Genomic DNA, 15367 nt, shown 5'->3' on the forward strand with positions numbered 1-15367 from the left:
CTCGCAGTCTTCTCTGGCACCAGGGGTAAGGAATTGTCGTCCAACAATGACCGAGTCTGCTGTCGATCGGCAGAGCCGGAGGAGGCGTTTTGAAACCTTTCCCTCTCAGACCAGGCGCCTCTCTCGACCTGCTCCTGCAAGCGTGTCTGCCACGCCGGGACGCTGTTCCGCCGGCCTTGACGGATAAAGCCGTCATCCCCGGCATCCCGGATGCCCGCTACAGGCTGGACCACGACCTGACTGCGTTCATTGAAGATGCGGTTCAGTCCAACAAGCGTGAGAGCGAGGTGCTCGCTGAGGCCGGGAAACCGAACGATATCCTTCCCCTGGCGCACATGCTGGCCGTTTCCGGCGGTGGCGATGCCGGCGCCTTTGCTGCGGGCCTGATCGCAGGATGGACGACGCATGGCAGCCGTCCCGTGTTCAAGTTCGTCACGGGCATCAGCGCGGGTGCGCTGGTCGCGCCGTTTGCTTACCTGGGTTCCGAGTACGATGGCGTGATTCGCTACGTCTCCAATGCCATCGGTCCCAAAGACATTTTTCATTCGCGAAACGTGCTGACCCGTTTTGCCAGCGACGGCATAGCGGACAGCAAGCCACTGTCGCGGCTCATCGCAACCTACGTCACAGAGGAGATTCTCGGGGCCATCGCAACGGAATACGCCAAGGGACGAATTCTGCTGATTGGCACCACCGACCTTGATTCAGGGCGGCCAGTCACCTGGAACATGGGCGCGATTGCCGCCAGCAAGGCGCCGGGAGCGTTGGAGCTTTTTCGCAACATCATGCTCGCCTCAATGAGCATTCCCGGTGCCGTGTCACCGGTCATGATCGATGTGGAGGTCGACGGCCAACAGTTTCAGGAAATGCACGTGGACGGCGGGGTCATCACTCAAGTATTTCTCTACCCGCCCAGCACCATCATGGCGCTGAGCAAATCCGCCGGAGCACCTTTGCGCCACGACCGGCATTTCTATGTCATTCGTAACGGGACACTGGAGCCGCAGTGGTCCGGGACGAAGCGCCGCACATTGAACATCGGCGGTCGCGCCATCAGTGCTTTGCTGCAAACCCAGGGGATCAGCGACCTGGAGCGCATTTACCGGATGGCGCAGCAGGATGGAGCGGACTTCAACCTGGCGTACATTGGCGCCGACTTTGATGTGACGCACGATCGGAAATTCGATGGCGAGTACATGAAGCGTTTATTCGATTACGCTTTTCAGCTCAGCGCGAAGGGCTACCCGTGGCGTAAAACGCCGCACACGGAAAAACGCTGACCCCTTAAAGCCCGATGAATATTCCGGGCGATCAGCAAAGGTGATTGAAGCTACGCCGGCACTCAGCCGCCGGTCGCCTCTCGTCCCACTTTTTGTCTCCGGGCGCAAACTGCGTGGTGCGACTCTAAATGGAGGCGTACGACAATGAGCACTACCTTACTGAGCGCCATGACCGTATCGCTGCTGACCGCAGCCTGCCTGACGGCGCTTGCAGACTCATCCAAACAGCAAAACGGGATCAGCACCGCGGGCGAACCCAGCGCCTTCCAGGTCACGACAGTCTCGGCGCCCGTCGAAGGCAACGACGTTGCCGACGACGCTTCTGGATACATCCAGGCCGTCGGAAGGAATGGTTCACACTCGATGCATCCCAACGCGCCGGTAGCCGCCGAGCAATTCGCTGATGATGAAACAAAGGTGCTACGGCAAACTGAAAGTGAATAGCCTCTTCGGAGCCATTCAGACCACCGCATGAGTGCTCGAAGCCCGCAGCCGTCAACGGCCGTTGCTGGTGTGACAATCACCCAGCATGGCACCCACCTTCCGGCGTTCGCGGGCTTCGATCACTCGCACATGTCCTGCCTTCTATTTCGTCTTTTCGTCAGCCTGTGATGCCGTCGCGATGATTTCAACGGTGACGCCTGGGGCCAGTGCTACCCAGAGCTGGAAGTCACCGCCGTCGTGGGGCGCATTGACCTGGTAGTCGAGGCCGTGGGTGTTCAAGCGGTCGAGCACGGCGCGCCATTCGTCGAGGTCGGCGACGCGTAATGCGATGTGGTCGATGCGCGGCGACACTTTCGCTGCAGGTAATCCACCGGTGGCCTGGGTCAGATGAATCAGCGGTCGGCCCTGGCTATAGAGCCACGCGCCCGGCACGCGAAAAGCAGGGCGGGGGCCCTTTGTGAATCCCAGCACATCGGTGAAAAAGCCGATGGCGTTGTCGAGATCCGCGATGACGATGTTTGCGTGATCCAGATGCATGAGCATGCCCTGTGAGGCCAATGAAGTGATTCCATTGTGCAAAGAAGGCGGGCATTTGAAAATTTGGCTGGCGGTTGATGGATTATCAAAAATTTTGGAAATATCCCCATCCCTGTAGGAGCGAGCCTGCTCGTGATGGTCGTTAGCGATTACGCGTGTTTCCCGGTTAAACGCGGTGTTCTCGGGTTCATCGCGAGCAGGCTCGCTCCCACAGTGATCTGATTGGCAATGCCCTTACCCGTGCGGCTGCGGGGGTAACGCGCGTGCAGGGGCGTTTACCCACCCTTTGTGGGAGCGAGCCTGCTCGCGATGGTCGTCAACGATTACGCGTGCTTACTGGTTAAACGCGGCGCTCTCAGGTTCATCGCGAGCAGGCTCGCTCCTACAGGGGTGTGGTTAGCCCGGGGCGATTTCGCGGGAGGCTTGTTCGAAGCGTTCGCTCAAGAAGTCCAGCAGCGCCCGGACCCGTGGCGCCAGGTAGCGGCTGCGGGGATAAAGCGCGTGCACGGGCGCTTCGACCGACTGCCATTCCGGCAGGACCAGGCTCAAGCGTCCGGCCGCGAGGTCTGCGCTCACGTCCCAGATCGATTTGAGGACGATGCCGTGGCCGTCGATCGCCCATTGCCGGGCCAGCGCGCCGTCGTTGGTTTCGCGGGCAGCCTCCAGCGGCACCTTGAACAGCATCGTTTCTTCCCCGCGATGCAGGCGCCATTCGCTGGACCACCCCGACTGGCCGGCGACAATGTGATCGAACTCGGCCAACTGCTGCGGATGGTCCGGCGTGCCCTTGCGCTGCAGGTAGCTCGGCGCGGCGCACAGCACGCGGCGATTGGCGGCCAGTGGCCGTGCGATCAACGAGCTGTCCGGCGGTACACCGAAGCGGATCACCAGGTCGACATCGTCGGCGATCAAGTGCGACAGCGAGTCGGACAGCAGCAGCGCCGGCACGACCTGGGGGTAGCGGGCCGTGAACTCATCGAACCAGGGATTCAACACGTGACGGCCGAAGTCCGAGGTGGCGGACACGCGGATCTTCCCGCGAATTTCCTTCTTCTCCGCCGACAGCGCCGCCCGCGCATCGTCCAGCGCCTGCAATGCCTGACGGCAATGTTGCAGATAAATCCGTCCCTCGTCGGTCAGCCTTAACTGGCGGGTGGTGCGTTCGAACAAGCGAGTGGCCAGCGACGCCTCAAGCTTGAGCAAACGGGCGCTGGCGGCGGCGGGCGACAAGCCCAACTTGCGTCCTGCCGCAGAGAGCCCCCCCAGTTGGGCGGCGTCGACAAACAGGCGGATGGCTTCCAGGTTATCCATCATTCTTCCAGTATTTTTGAAAATCCATCAAAGACTAGCCCAATTATCAAATCAGATCCCGGATTGCAGACTGAGCCCATCCACTCATCAGCCCAGGAACTGACATCATGACAACCTTGTTTACCCCCGTTACCTTCGCCGGCCTGAATGCCTCCCACCGTGTGGTGATGGCGCCCATGACCCGAGCGCGTAGCAGCCAGCCCGGCGACATTCCCAACAGCCTCAACGCGCAGTACTACGCACAACGTGCCTCGGCGGCATTGATCGTGACGGAAGCGGCGCAGATTTCCCCGCAGGGCAAGGGTTACTCCTTCACTCCCGGCATCTACAGTGACGCGCAAGAGCAAGGCTGGCAGGGCATCACCCAGGCGGTGCATGCCGAGGGCGGTCGAATCTTCCTGCAACTGTGGCACGTGGGGCGCTTGTCCCATCCGGACTTCCATCAGGGTGAACTGCCGGTGGCGCCGTCCGCCGAACCCTTTGAAGGGCAAATCTGGAAAGTGGACCCGATCACCGGGCTGGGCGGCATGTTCGATTCCCCGACACCCCGGGCGTTGAGCCGCAGCGAGATTGCGCAGATCGTCGATGACTTTCGTCAGGCCGCCCGCCGGGCGATACGCGCCGGTTTTGATGGCGTGGAGATCCATGGCGCCAATGGCTATCTGGTGGATCAGTTCCTGCGCACCACGTCCAACACACGCACCGATGAATACGGCGGCTCGCGCAGCAACCGCCTGCGTTTTCTCAAGGAAGTGGTCGACGCGGTCAGCGATGAAGTCGGCGCCGAACGCACGGCCATCCGCCTGGCGCCGTTCCTGACCGCCCGTGGCATGGCGTGCCCGGACATCCTCCCGACCATCCTTGAAGCGGCCGAATACCTGCAAGGCAAGGGCATCGGCTACCTGCATCTGGTCGAAGCGGACTGGGACGATGCGCCGGTGTTCACCGAGGAATTCCGCCAGGCGATCCGCGAACGTTTCACTCGCCCGATCATCGTCGCCGGCAACTACGACCGTGCACGCGCCGAGTGGGTCATCAGCAAAGGCTATGCAGACCTCGTGGCTTTCGGCAGACCGTTTGTGGCCAACCCCGATTTGCCGCTGCGACTGGAGAAGGGCCTGCCACTGGCCGTGCTCGATCCCGCCACGCTGTTCGGCGGCACGGATAAGGGCTACAGCGATTACCCGGCAATCACCCAAGGAGAAACCCAATGCGCCTGATGATCACAGGCCTGTTGGCCGCGGCTGTCACTGTGTCGGGCCTGGGTCAGAGTGCGAGTGCCGCCGAACCGGCGCTTGTCACCCCGAAAGTGCTGATTGCCGATCCCGGCGCCCAACCTGAAAAGGTCCAGGCTCAGACTCTGGCAGCACGGCGTTACGCAACATTCTGGTCGACCGGCAATCCCGACTTGGCCCGCGAGGCACTGGCGCCGGACTTCATGGACCGCGCCTTGCCGCCCGGCCGGGCCCAAGGTCTGGCCGGACCGCTGGCGGCATCGAAAGCATTTCACGCGGCGGTGCCGGACCTGAATTGCGAAGTCCGGCAGATGATCGTCAGTGGCGATCGGGTAGTGTCGCATCTGCGCTTCACCGGGCACTTCACCGGTACGTTCAACGGCGTGAAAGGGCAGGGCCAGGCGGTGAATTTCATCGCCACCGACATCTACCGAATCGCTGATGGGAGGATTGCCGAAAACTGGCACCTGGAAGATAACCTGACGTTCCTGCAGCAGATTGGCGTGGTTGCTCATTGAGCGCGAGCGCATTGGGGGGCGATGGCTGACCGTCGTATCGAGCACAAAGGCACCTGTTTCCAGGTGCCGTGTTTTCCAGTCAAAGCCAGGCTTTGATTTGCGCGCAAACGGCTGGAGTTGAAATGCCGTAACGGTCGTGAAGTGTCGGCAGAGCACCGGCATCGAGGAACGCATCGGGCAAGGCGATCTGCCTGAAGGTTGGCGTCACCCCGTTGCGCAGCAACACCCCGGCAACGGCCTCGCCGAGACCGCCGATGATCGAACTGTTCTCGGCGGTGACCACCAGCCGGCCTGGCTTCCTCGCTTCGGCAAGAATGGTCTGTTCGTCCAGGGGTTTGATGGTCGGTACGTGCAGCACGGCGACATCGACGCCGTCCGCTTGAAGCGCCTTGGCCGCTTCCAGTGCACGCATGGTCATCAGGCCGGTGGAGATGATCAGCACATCGTTGCCGGTGCGCAGGGTCTTGGCTTTGCCGATTTCGAATTTGTAGCCGTATTCATCCAGCACCAAAGGCACATTCCCGCGCAGCAAGCGCATGTAGACCGGCCCCTGATGCGCGGCGATGGCGGGTACGGCCTGTTCGATTTCCAAGGCATCGCACGGGTCGACGATCATGAGGTTGGGCATGGCGCGGAAGATCGCCAGGTCGTCCGTGGCCTGGTGGCTCGGGCCGTAGCCGGTGGTGAGGCCAGGCAGGCCGCAGACGATCTTGACGTTGAGGTTTTCCTCGGCAATCGCCATGCAGATGAAGTCATAGGCGCGACGCGACGCGAACACCGCGTAGGTGGTGGCGAACGGCACGAAGCCTTCGCGGGCCATGCCGGCAGCGGCGCTCATCAGCAGCTGCTCGGCCATGCCCATTTGATAGAAACGTTCGGGATGGGCCTTGGCGAAGATGTGCAGGTCGGTGTACTTGGACAGGTCGGCAGACAGGCCGACGATGTCTTGGCGCTGATCCGCCAATGCAGCCAGTGCATGGCCGAAAGGCGCGGATTTCGTGGCTTGGCCTTCCGAGGCAATCGAGGCGATCATCGCCGAAGTGGTCAGGCGTTTCTTGATCGGTTCGGCAGTCGACGTCGGCGTGTTGGCGGCGTTGCTCATTGGGTTTTTCCTTCTTCAAGATTGTTCAGTGCCAGGTCCCATTCGTGTTCTTCCACGCGGATGAAGTGCGTCTTCTCCCGGGTTTCGAGGAAGGGCACGCCTTTGCCCATCTTGGTGTCGCAGATGATCACCCGTGGCTGAGCGCCAGGATGATTGCGGGCAGCATCGAACGCGGTGACCAATGCCTCCAGGTCATTGCCGTCGACACGCTGGGTGAACCAGCCAAACGCTTGCCAGCGATCGACGATGGGTTCAAACGACAGGATTTCACTGGAGTAGCCGTCGGCTTGCTGGTTGTTGACGTCGACGATGGCGATCAGGTTGTCGAGCTTCCAGTGCGACGCCGACATGACGGCTTCCCAGGTCGAGCCTTCATTCAATTCACCGTCCGACAGCAAGTTGTAGACGAAAGAAGGCGAGTTTTTGCGCTTGAGACCCAGGCAGGCACCGACGGCGATACCCAGGCCCTGGCCCAGCGAACCGCCAGTGATCTCCATGCCCGGTGTGTAGGCGGCCATGCCCGACATCGGTAGGCGGCTGTCGTCTGCGCCGTAGGTTTCCAATTCGTCCAGCGGGATGATCTCGGCTTCGATCAGGGCCGCATACAGGGCAATCGCGTAGTGACCGATCGACAGGTAGAAGCGGTCGCGGGCTTCCCATTCCGGGTCTTCGGGCCGGTAGCTCAGGGCATGGAAATAAGACACGGCCAGCAGGTCGGCGGCGCCGAGGGCCTGGCCGACGTAGCCTTGCCCCTGAACCTGGCCCATGCGCAAGGCGTGGCGGCGAATGTTGTGGGCGCGTTGCGCCAGCGTCATGGATGACGTGAATGCAGAATGAGCAGTCATGGTGAAACTCCAATGAATCAACGATTGACCGAGGCGGCGGGGATGCGCAGTACCAACGTGGCACCGAACAACAGGACGCCCGTGATCAGATACATGCCAATGGCGCTGGAACCGGTCTGTGTGGTGACCCAGCCGATCAGATAGGGTGAACAGAAGCCGGCGAGGTTGGCGAAGCTGTTGACCGCCGCGATGCCGGCAGCGGCGGAGACGCCACCGAGCAGCGTGGTGGGCAACATCCAGAACATCGACGTCGCGGACAGGATTCCGGAAGCGGCCAGGCAAAGACTCAAAATCGAGAGCAGGACATTTCCACCCATCAGGGCCGCCAGGCTCAAGCCGAAAGCCCCCGCGATCATCGGCACAATGAGGTGCCAGCGACGCTCACGATGTTTGTCACCGCTGCGTCCGGCATACAGCATGGCCACAATCGCGCAGAGATAGGGCAGGCTGGACAGGAAACCGATGTGCAGCGGATCGGAAACCCCCGCGTTACGCACCAGGGTCGGTAGCCAGAAGGTGATTGCGTACTGACCCATCACCACACAGAAGTAGATGCCGGCCAGCAACCACAGACGCCGGTCACGGATGAATTCGCCTACCGAGGCATGAGTGACTTTCTGCTGGTCGTCCTCGGCCAGTTCGCGGCTGATCAGTGCTTTCTCCTCGTCATCCAGCCAACTGGCCTGATGCACACCGTCCTTGAGATAGCTCAGCACCAGCAACCCGACCACCACCGTAGGTACCGCCTCCAGCACGAACATCCATTGCCAGCCGGCCCAGCCGTGCATCCCGGCGAAGTGATTCATGATCCAGCCGGAAAGCGGGCCACCGACCATGCCCGACAGCGGAATGGCGATGAACCACAAAACAGTCATGCGCGCACGCCGGTAAGACGGAAACCAGTAGGTCAGGTAGAGCAACAGTCCCGGCGCCAGACCTGCTTCGGCAACGCCGAGCAGAAAGCGCAGGGCATAGAACTGCCAGGCGGTTTCGACGAAGGCGAACAGGGCTGAGACGATGCCCCAGGTGATCATGATGCGGGCGATCCACACACGTGCACCGACCCTGTGGAGGATGATGTTGCTGGGCACCTCGCAGAGGAAGTAGCCGATGAAGAACATGCCCGCGCCCAGTCCGTAGACCGTTTCGCTGAGCGCCAGATCGTTCATCATTTGCAGCTTGGCAAAGCCGACGTTGACGCGATCGAGGTAGGCGCACAGGTAGCACAGCATCAGGAACGGCATCAGGCGCCATGCGGTTTTACGGTAGGCGTTGGAACGCACGGTCGAAACCGCTTCGAGCGACAGGGTTGTCATGATGGTCTGATCTCTTGTTTTTATTGACCGCCAGGCCATCAGGCCTGGCTGCATCGTCGATCCAGAACCGCACGGGCCGCGAGGCCCGCCAGGTGGTGTCAGTGAATCAGCATGCCGCCGTTCACATCCAGGGTGATGCCGGTCAGGTAAGAGGATAGGTCGCTGGCCAGGAATAGCGCCGCATTGGCCACATCCTGCGCCTCGCCCAGGCGACCCAACGGGATGCCGTCGATGATCGCGTGGCGGCGCTCGTCCTGCATCAGACCGCCGGTGATGTCGGTGTGAATCAGGCCAGGGGCTATTGAGTTGACGCGCACCTTGTCCGGCCCCAGTTCACGGGCCATGGCTTTGGCCAGGCCCAGCACGCCCGCCTTGGCGGCGCTGTAATGCGGGCCGCCGAAGATGCCGCCGCCGCGTTGTGCGGAGACCGACGACATGCACACGATGCTGCCGCCGGACTGCTGGCGCATGATCGGAATCACCGCCTGGGACATGAGCAGGGTGCCGCGCAGGCTGACGTCCAGCACCTTGTCGTAATCGGAAGGGCGGATGTCGAGCGTCTTGAGGGGTTGGGTGATGCCGGCGTTGTTGACGAGGATGTCGATGCGGCCGAAGTGCTCGATGATTTTCGCGACCGCCTGCCGGACCTGAGATTCGTCAGCGACGTTGGCGGCCAGACCGAGATGGCCTTCGCCCAGGGAGGCAGCGGCATCGCGAGCGGCGGATTCGTCCAGATCGAGAATCACCACACGTGCGCCCTGTTGCGCAAAGGTGGTCGCCGTAGCGCGGCCAATGCCACGAGCCGAAGCTGCACCGGTGATGATCGCGACTTTGCCTTGAAGAAGCATGGAAGAGTACCTCGGATGATTGTTTTTATGGTCGATCCACAAAGAACCGATGACTCAGCTTGTGCTTCACCCGGACCCTGAGCAATAACGCGAACTTCACTGGATGCTGAAAAAAATTCAGCACTCGCCAAGGGTCTCTTCCGGTGTTTGAATGGCTGCACGCCCGGCCCAAGCCACTTGCAGCGGAATAACAAAAATCATGAGTTCACCTGGCGATGTACCTCCGATCCTTCCACCCCTGAAAGCCATTCAGGCCTTTGAGCAGACGGCACGCTTCGGCAACGTTGCTCGCGCCGCCGAACTGCTAGACCTGACACCCTCGGCGGTCAGTCACCAATTGGCCAAACTGGAAGCGATGATCGGGCGGCAGCTGTTCCTCAGAACGGCCAGAGGGGTGACATTGACACCGGTGGGCGAGCAATACCTCACGGAGGTGTCCGGCATCCTGCACAGCCTGGCGGTGGCCACCGAACGCGCGACCAGCGATGTCAGCCTCGATTGCCTGCGGCTGCATTCATCCCCCAGTTTCGGCCTGCTGTGGCTGATGCCGCGCCTCGAACAGTTTCGCCAGGGCCATCCCGACATCCAGCTCAACCTGTCGTGCTCCTACGAATCGCTGCATTTCAGTCGCGACAAGATTGATGTGGACATTCGCCACGGCATGCCCAACTGGCCCAGTTTCGAAGTGCGGACGGTGCGCAATGAGAAAATTGCGGTCATGGCGTCGCCCAAACTCCTGGAGAAACGCCCCATCCGGGCAGTCGCGGATCTACTGGACTGCAATCTGATTCTGTCGGAGGCGACGCTGATCAAATGGCCGCAGTTGTTTGCGCAACATGGTTTGTCGCGCCCTGAGAAGCCTTACACATTGAGTTTTGACCGGTCCTACATGACGCTGGAGGCCGCCAGCCACGGGCTTGGTTTTGCCCTGGAAAGCACGCTGCTTGCGCAGGACTATCTGGCGCGTGGAGCGCTGGTCGAGGTTGCGCCGGAGTTGAGTGCACCCATCACGGCACACCATCTGGTTTTCCCGAGAGCCCATGCGAACTTCCCTCGCGTGAGAAGATTCCTCGAGTGGATGCAGAAGGAGTTGGGGCATGACTTCAACTACTGATCCCGGTTTCGCCACAAGGACTTGAGGGCTCAATGCTGATTTCAGTCATCGCCAACGGCCAATCACTAACGCCTTCGGGGTCATTCGACCCCGTCGTGCCATGGTGGAGTTTTACCAAAACAGTGTTGGCCGCGACCGCCCTGACGCTGGTGCGAGACGGGCGGCTCGATCTGGATGCCCGGCTTCCTGAAAAGGCTTTTACCTTGCGCCAGCTGCTGCGGCATGAGGCCGGTCTCGCGGATTATGGCGAGCTTCCCGAATACCACGACGCCGTTGCCAATCATGAACAGGCATGGTCGCCGGATGAAATGATGCGGCGCCTGGATGGCCACCGGCTTCGGTACAACCCCGGAGAGGGCTGGCGCTACTCGAACGTTGGCTACATGTGGGTAGCCGAGCTGATCGAACGGGCTACAGACCTGCCCCTTGGACAAGCCGTCAGACGCCAGGTCTTTGTTCCGCTCGGCATCGCGACCGCGCGTTTCGCCACGGCGCGCACGGACCTTCACGGCGAGCACCTCGGCGGCTCGCAGAATTACGACCCCGCGTGGGTCTATCACGGATTGCTGATCGGTTCCGTTTCAGACGCCGCGCTGCTGCTGGATCGTCTGTTCAGCGGAACGCTTTTGCCCGCTAGCCTGCTCCAAGACATGCAGGCGACACGGGTCTTGGGTGGCCGAATGGCCGGACGTCCGTGGGTGTCGCCGGGATATGCGCTGGGTCTGATGCGGGGCCCTGTCGAAGGCGGCCTGATGCTGGCGGGACACACTGGCGGTGGGCCGGGAAGTACGGTGGCGGTTTACCGCGCAGCCCTGGGTGACGCCACGGCGTGTTGTGCGGTTTTTACGCCGGGGGCAAATGAGGGCGATGTCGAAACGCGCGTGGTCGAGCAAATACGTGAGGGGCTGGAAGCCTCGCGCTGAGGTCTCACCAGCCTTTCACGCCACTCATGTCGGGCAATTTGTGCGCAATGCCCTTGTGGCAGTCGATGCAAGTGGCCTCGCCATTGGCCAGTGCGGTGGAGTGCATGGCCGCCGCGCGTTTGCCCTGACGGGTAAAGTCCATGAACTCGAAGTTGTGGCAGTTGCGACATTCGCGCGAGTCGTTGGCCTTGAGCCTGGCCCATTCATGTTCCGCCAGTTCACGGCGCAAGGTGAGGAATTTGTCGCGGGTGTCGATGGTGCCGAACAGCTTGCCCCAGACTTCCTTCGATGCCTGCATCTTGCGCGCGATCTTGTGCGTCCATTCGTGGGGGACGTGGCAGTCCGGGCAACTGGCGCGCACGCCGGAACGGTTGGTGTAGTGAATGGTGTCCTGCAACTCGACATAAACGTTGTCGCGCATCTCGTGGCAGGAAATACAGAATTTCTCGGTGTTGGTCAGCTCCAGCGCCGTGTTGAAACCGCCCCAGAAAATGATCCCGGCGATAAAGCCGCCCAGGGTCAGAAACCCCAGGCTGAAGTAGACGCTGGGTCGACGGAGGATGCCCCAGTAATCCTTAAGCAGGGCGAACAGTGCTTTCATGGCGCCTCCTCAAGGTTTTTGCGCGGCGTTGGCATCGTCTTGCAGGATTTTGTCGATGGTTTCAAAGGTGTTGCCCACCAGCGGCAGTACCTCTTTTTGCGGCACGTGGCACTGGGTGCAGAAGTAGCGCCGGGGTGAGACCGCCGCCAGTGGCTGACCGTCACGGTCCATGTAGTGGGTGATGCTGATCATCGTCGCCTGGGTGCGCGCGCTGTTGGCCCGGCTGTGGCACGTCAGGCATTTGTTGCCGTTCTTGTCGATCTGGTAGCCGCGAATGCTGTGGGGAATGGTCGGCGGCTGGTCAGGGTAGTTGCGCTCGCGCTTCAGGTCCTTGTTTTCATCGTTGGCAATCGGTGGCGCGGGCATGCTCTGGGTGAGGGTGCCGCCGGGGCGGCGACCGTCGGGGCCGGACGCATCCAGCGGGTAATCGACCTCGGCGGCCAGCACTGCGCCGATTGTGGCAAGCAGGACCAGGGGCAGGATTCGAAAAGTCATGACGGTTCTCCTCAAGCCGCGCTGATCAACTCGATGCGGATGGCGCATTTCTTGTAGTCGGTCTGCTTGGAGATCGGGTCGGTGGCGTCGAGCGTGACCTTGTTGATCAACTTGTTGGCATCGAAAAACGGTACGAACACCAGGCCGCGGGGTGGTTTGTTGCGCCCACGGGTTTCGATGCGCGCGCGGATTTCGCCGCGGCGGCTGATCAGCTTCACTTCACTGCCACGCCGTGCCTTCAAGGCCCTGGCGTCTTCCGGATGCATGTACACCAGGGCGTCCGGCACCGCTTTGTACAACTCCTCGACTCGCTGGGTCATGCTGCCCGTGTGCCAGTGTTCGAGGACCCGGCCGGTGCTCAGCCAGAACGGGTAGTCAGCATCCGGGATCTCGGCCGGTGGCTCGTAGGGCAGGGCGAAGATGATCGCCTTCTTGTCCGGGTAGCCATAGAACTGCACTTCGCTACCGGCCTCGACGTAAGGGTCGAGGCCCTCGCGGTAACGCCAGCGGGTCTCCTTGCCGTCGACCACCGGCCAGCGCAGGCCACGCTCGCTGTGGTAGCGGTCGAAGGTCGCCAGGTCATGGCCGTGGCCACGCCCGAACTGGGCGTACTCTTCGAACAAGCCTTTTTGCACATAGAAACCAAAGGCCTTGGCTTCGTCGTTCTTGTAGCCGGCCTCGATTTGCTCGACGGGAAACTGGTCGACCTGACCGTTCTTGAACAGCACTTCGAACAGGGTTTTGCCTTTGTAGTGCGGCGCTTTCGCCAGTAACTCGGCGGGCCAGGTTTCGTCGGTGGTGAAGCGTTTGGAAAACTCCATCAGCTGCCACAAGTCCGATTTGGCGTCTCCCGGTGCGCTGACCAATTGATGCCAGAATTGCGTGCGACGTTCGGCGTTGCCGTAGGCGCCTTCCTTTTCCACCCACATGGCGCTGGGCAGGATCAGGTCGGCCGCCTGGGCGGAAACGGTGGGGTAGACGTCCGAGACGATCACGAAGTTTTCCGGGTTGCGCCAGCCAGGCAGGACTTCCTGCATGATGTTCGGCCCCGCGTGCATGTTGTTGCTGGCCTGGGTCCAATACACGTTGAGGACGCCGTCCTTGAGCATGCGGCTCTGTTGCACCGCGTGAAAACCGACTTTCTCCTGAATGGTGCCGGCCGGCAGTTTCCAGATCTGTTCGGCGGTGGCGCGGTGCTTGGGGTTGGTCACCACCATGTCGGCGGGCAGGCGGTGGGAGAAGGTGCCGACCTCCCGTGCAGTGCCACAGGCCGACGGCTGGCCGGTCAACGAGAAGGGGCTGTTGCCCGGCTCGCTGATCTTGCCGGTGAGCAGGTGGATGTTATAGATCAGGTTGTTGGCCCACACCCCGCGTGTGTGCTGGTTGAAACCCATGGTCCAGAACGACACGACCTTGCGTTTGGGGTCCGCATAAAGTTCAGCCAGGGCCTTGAGGCGTTCCGGGGCGACGCCGGATTCTTTCGCGGTACGTTCCAGGGTGTAGGGTTTGACGAACGCGGCGAACTGCTCGAAGGACATGTCGGTCCAGGTATTGGCCTTGTCGGCATTCTTCGCCCGTTTTTCCCGGGGATCATCAGGACGCAAGCCGTAGCCGATGTCATCGGCGCCTTTGGCGAAGCGCGTGTGCTTGCTGATGAAGTCCTTGTCGACCGCACCGTTTTCAATGATGTGGTTGGCGATGTAATTGAGGATCAGCAGGTCGGATTGCGGCTTGAATACCATGGGAATATCGGCCAGTTCGAAGCTGCGATGCTCGAAGGTCGACAGCACGGCGACTTTCACGTGCGGCTGGCTCAGGCGTCGGTCGGTGACCCGGCTCCACAGGATCGGGTGCATCTCCGCCATGTTCGAGCCCCACAGCACAAAGGCGTCGGTGGCTTCGATGTCGTCGTAGCAGCCCATCGGTTCATCCGCGCCAAAAGTGCGCATGAAACCCATCACCGCCGAGGCCATGCAATGGCGGGCATTGGGGTCGATGTTGTTGCTGCGGAAACCGGCTTTCATCAATTTGTTGGCCGCGTAACCTTCCCACACCGTCCATTGCCCGGAACCGAACATGCCGATGGATTCCGGGCCTTTGTTCTTCAGGGCCTGCTTGTATTTTTCTTCCATGATATCGAAGGCCTGGTCCCAGCTGATCGGCTGGAACTCGCCCTGTTTGTCGAACTGGCCGTTGGTCATGCGCAGCAGTGGCTGGGTCAGGCGGTCGATGCCATACATGATCTTGGAGAGAAAATAGCCCTTCACGCAGTTGAGTCCGCGATTGACCTCGGCCTTGATGTCGCCATGGGTGGCGACCACCCGGTTGTCGCGGGTCGCGACCATCACGCTGCACCCGGTGCCGCAGAAACGGCAGGGCGCCTTGTTCCAGTCCAGGGTGACCATGTCCGCTTCGGTAATCAGGTTGCTGGCGGACGTGGCAATCGGCAGGCCCGCAGCGGCGGCTGCGATGGCCGCGGCCTGAGCCTTGACGAACTCTCGGCGGGACATGCTCATTCGGTGTCTCCTGTGGGCTCAAGTAGTTCGTGATAGATCAACGCGGCGTTGAGCACACCCGGCAAGTTGTTGATTTGCTCGATACGTTGCAGGATCTGGTCTTCGTGGCTGGCCTCAAGCACGACCACCAGTTTTCCGGCGGCACTTTCGTGATGCAGTTCCAGGCCGTCCAATAGACGCAAGTTGGCTTTGACGGCGTCGAATAGTTCAGGTCGGGCAAGTACCACCAGGCTGGCTATATGCAGAGCTTCGTCCATGCGCTGACTCCAACAGACTCTGTAA

The 15367-nt window shown here is 61.2% G+C and carries 16 protein-coding genes; 6 read left to right on the top strand and 10 right to left on the bottom strand.

The genetic code is table 11. From position 1 onward, the window contains the following. Positions 1 to 89 precede the first annotated feature (89 nt). Together ACF6ZU_RS23990 and ACF6ZU_RS23995 are read left to right on the top strand one after the other, a co-directional pair. Positions 90 to 1280: a patatin-like phospholipase family protein gene (locus ACF6ZU_RS23990; protein ID WP_392887627.1), complete on the top strand. Its 1191-nt coding sequence runs from the start codon at positions 90 to 92 to the stop codon at positions 1278 to 1280. A gap of 144 nt (positions 1281 to 1424) precedes the next feature. Beyond that, positions 1425 to 1724 (top strand): hypothetical protein, encoded by a 300-nt coding sequence (locus tag ACF6ZU_RS23995; RefSeq protein ID WP_392887629.1) that lies wholly within the window; start codon positions 1425 to 1427, stop codon positions 1722 to 1724. Positions 1725 to 1865: 141 nt separating this feature from the next. Here ACF6ZU_RS23995 and ACF6ZU_RS24000 read toward each other — a convergent pair whose 3' ends face one another. Both ACF6ZU_RS24000 and ACF6ZU_RS24005 read right to left on the bottom strand, forming a co-directional pair. Next, on the bottom strand, positions 1866 to 2261 hold the full coding sequence (locus tag ACF6ZU_RS24000; RefSeq protein WP_392887631.1) for a VOC family protein: 396 nt from the start codon (positions 2259 to 2261) through the stop codon (positions 1866 to 1868). 396 nt (positions 2262 to 2657) lie between these two features. Next, the gene (locus tag ACF6ZU_RS24005) at positions 2658 to 3572 is read right to left on the bottom strand and encodes a LysR family transcriptional regulator (protein WP_392887633.1); all 915 of its coding nucleotides are present in this window, start codon (positions 3570 to 3572) and stop codon (positions 2658 to 2660) included. A gap of 107 nt (positions 3573 to 3679) precedes the next feature. Here ACF6ZU_RS24005 and ACF6ZU_RS24010 point away from each other — a divergent pair, with 107 nt between their 5' ends. After that, positions 3680 to 4792, top strand: a complete 1113-nt coding sequence (locus tag ACF6ZU_RS24010) for an alkene reductase (RefSeq protein ID WP_392887636.1) — start codon at positions 3680 to 3682, stop codon at positions 4790 to 4792. Further along, the gene (locus ACF6ZU_RS24015; RefSeq protein WP_392887638.1) at positions 4783 to 5325 is read left to right on the top strand and encodes an ester cyclase; all 543 of its coding nucleotides are present in this window, start codon (positions 4783 to 4785) and stop codon (positions 5323 to 5325) included. The genes ACF6ZU_RS24010 and ACF6ZU_RS24015 overlap by 10 nt, the downstream gene beginning before the upstream one ends. Positions 5326 to 5404: 79 nt before the next feature. On the opposite strand, the gene ACF6ZU_RS24020 is transcribed toward ACF6ZU_RS24015, so the two are convergent. The 4 genes from ACF6ZU_RS24020 to ACF6ZU_RS24035 all read right to left on the bottom strand — a co-directional run bounded on the left by ACF6ZU_RS24020 (position 5405) and on the right by ACF6ZU_RS24035 (position 9436). Then, entirely contained in the window at positions 5405 to 6427 is a 1023-nt protein-coding gene (locus ACF6ZU_RS24020) for a transketolase family protein (RefSeq protein ID WP_392887640.1), read from the bottom strand. Next, positions 6424 to 7272 (bottom strand): transketolase, encoded by an 849-nt coding sequence (locus tag ACF6ZU_RS24025; RefSeq protein ID WP_392887642.1) that lies wholly within the window; start codon positions 7270 to 7272, stop codon positions 6424 to 6426. The genes ACF6ZU_RS24020 and ACF6ZU_RS24025 overlap by 4 nt, the downstream gene beginning before the upstream one ends. Positions 7273 to 7289: 17 nt before the next feature. Further along, positions 7290 to 8588 carry an MFS transporter gene (locus ACF6ZU_RS24030; RefSeq protein WP_392887644.1) on the bottom strand — a complete coding sequence of 433 codons (1299 nt, stop codon included), beginning with the start codon at positions 8586 to 8588 and terminating at the stop codon, positions 7290 to 7292. Between the two features lie 98 nt (positions 8589 to 8686). Then, positions 8687 to 9436 carry an SDR family NAD(P)-dependent oxidoreductase gene (locus tag ACF6ZU_RS24035; RefSeq protein ID WP_392887646.1) on the bottom strand — a complete coding sequence of 250 codons (750 nt, stop codon included), beginning with the start codon at positions 9434 to 9436 and terminating at the stop codon, positions 8687 to 8689. A gap of 199 nt (positions 9437 to 9635) precedes the next feature. Here ACF6ZU_RS24035 and ACF6ZU_RS24040 point away from each other — a divergent pair, with 199 nt between their 5' ends. Both ACF6ZU_RS24040 and ACF6ZU_RS24045 read left to right on the top strand, forming a co-directional pair. Continuing rightward, a complete protein-coding gene (locus tag ACF6ZU_RS24040) occupies positions 9636 to 10550 on the top strand; it encodes a LysR substrate-binding domain-containing protein (protein WP_392887648.1) in 915 nt (304 codons plus the stop codon). A 32-nt stretch (positions 10551 to 10582) separates the two neighbouring features. Further along, positions 10583 to 11473 (top strand): serine hydrolase domain-containing protein, encoded by an 891-nt coding sequence (locus ACF6ZU_RS24045; protein WP_392887649.1) that lies wholly within the window; start codon positions 10583 to 10585, stop codon positions 11471 to 11473. Positions 11474 to 11477: 4 nt separating this feature from the next. Here ACF6ZU_RS24045 and ACF6ZU_RS24050 read toward each other — a convergent pair whose 3' ends face one another. From ACF6ZU_RS24050 to ACF6ZU_RS24065, 4 genes are read right to left on the bottom strand one after another with little or no spacing between them, the layout of a single operon-like run. Further along, the gene (locus ACF6ZU_RS24050; RefSeq protein WP_392887651.1) at positions 11478 to 12074 is read right to left on the bottom strand and encodes a cytochrome c3 family protein; all 597 of its coding nucleotides are present in this window, start codon (positions 12072 to 12074) and stop codon (positions 11478 to 11480) included. A 9-nt stretch (positions 12075 to 12083) separates the two neighbouring features. After that, positions 12084 to 12569, bottom strand: a complete 486-nt coding sequence (locus tag ACF6ZU_RS24055) for a nitrate reductase cytochrome c-type subunit (protein ID WP_392887652.1) — start codon at positions 12567 to 12569, stop codon at positions 12084 to 12086. An 11-nt stretch (positions 12570 to 12580) separates the two neighbouring features. Next, positions 12581 to 15085, bottom strand: a complete 2505-nt coding sequence (gene napA, locus ACF6ZU_RS24060; RefSeq protein ID WP_392887654.1) for a nitrate reductase catalytic subunit NapA — start codon at positions 15083 to 15085, stop codon at positions 12581 to 12583. Then, positions 15082 to 15342 carry a chaperone NapD gene (locus ACF6ZU_RS24065; RefSeq protein WP_392887656.1) on the bottom strand — a complete coding sequence of 87 codons (261 nt, stop codon included), beginning with the start codon at positions 15340 to 15342 and terminating at the stop codon, positions 15082 to 15084. The genes napA and ACF6ZU_RS24065 overlap by 4 nt, the downstream gene beginning before the upstream one ends. Positions 15343 to 15367: the final 25 nt, after the last annotated feature.

It is taken from the genome of Pseudomonas migulae (assembly GCF_043225285.1).
GTDB lineage: Bacteria > Pseudomonadota > Gammaproteobacteria > Pseudomonadales > Pseudomonadaceae > Aquipseudomonas > Aquipseudomonas migulae_C.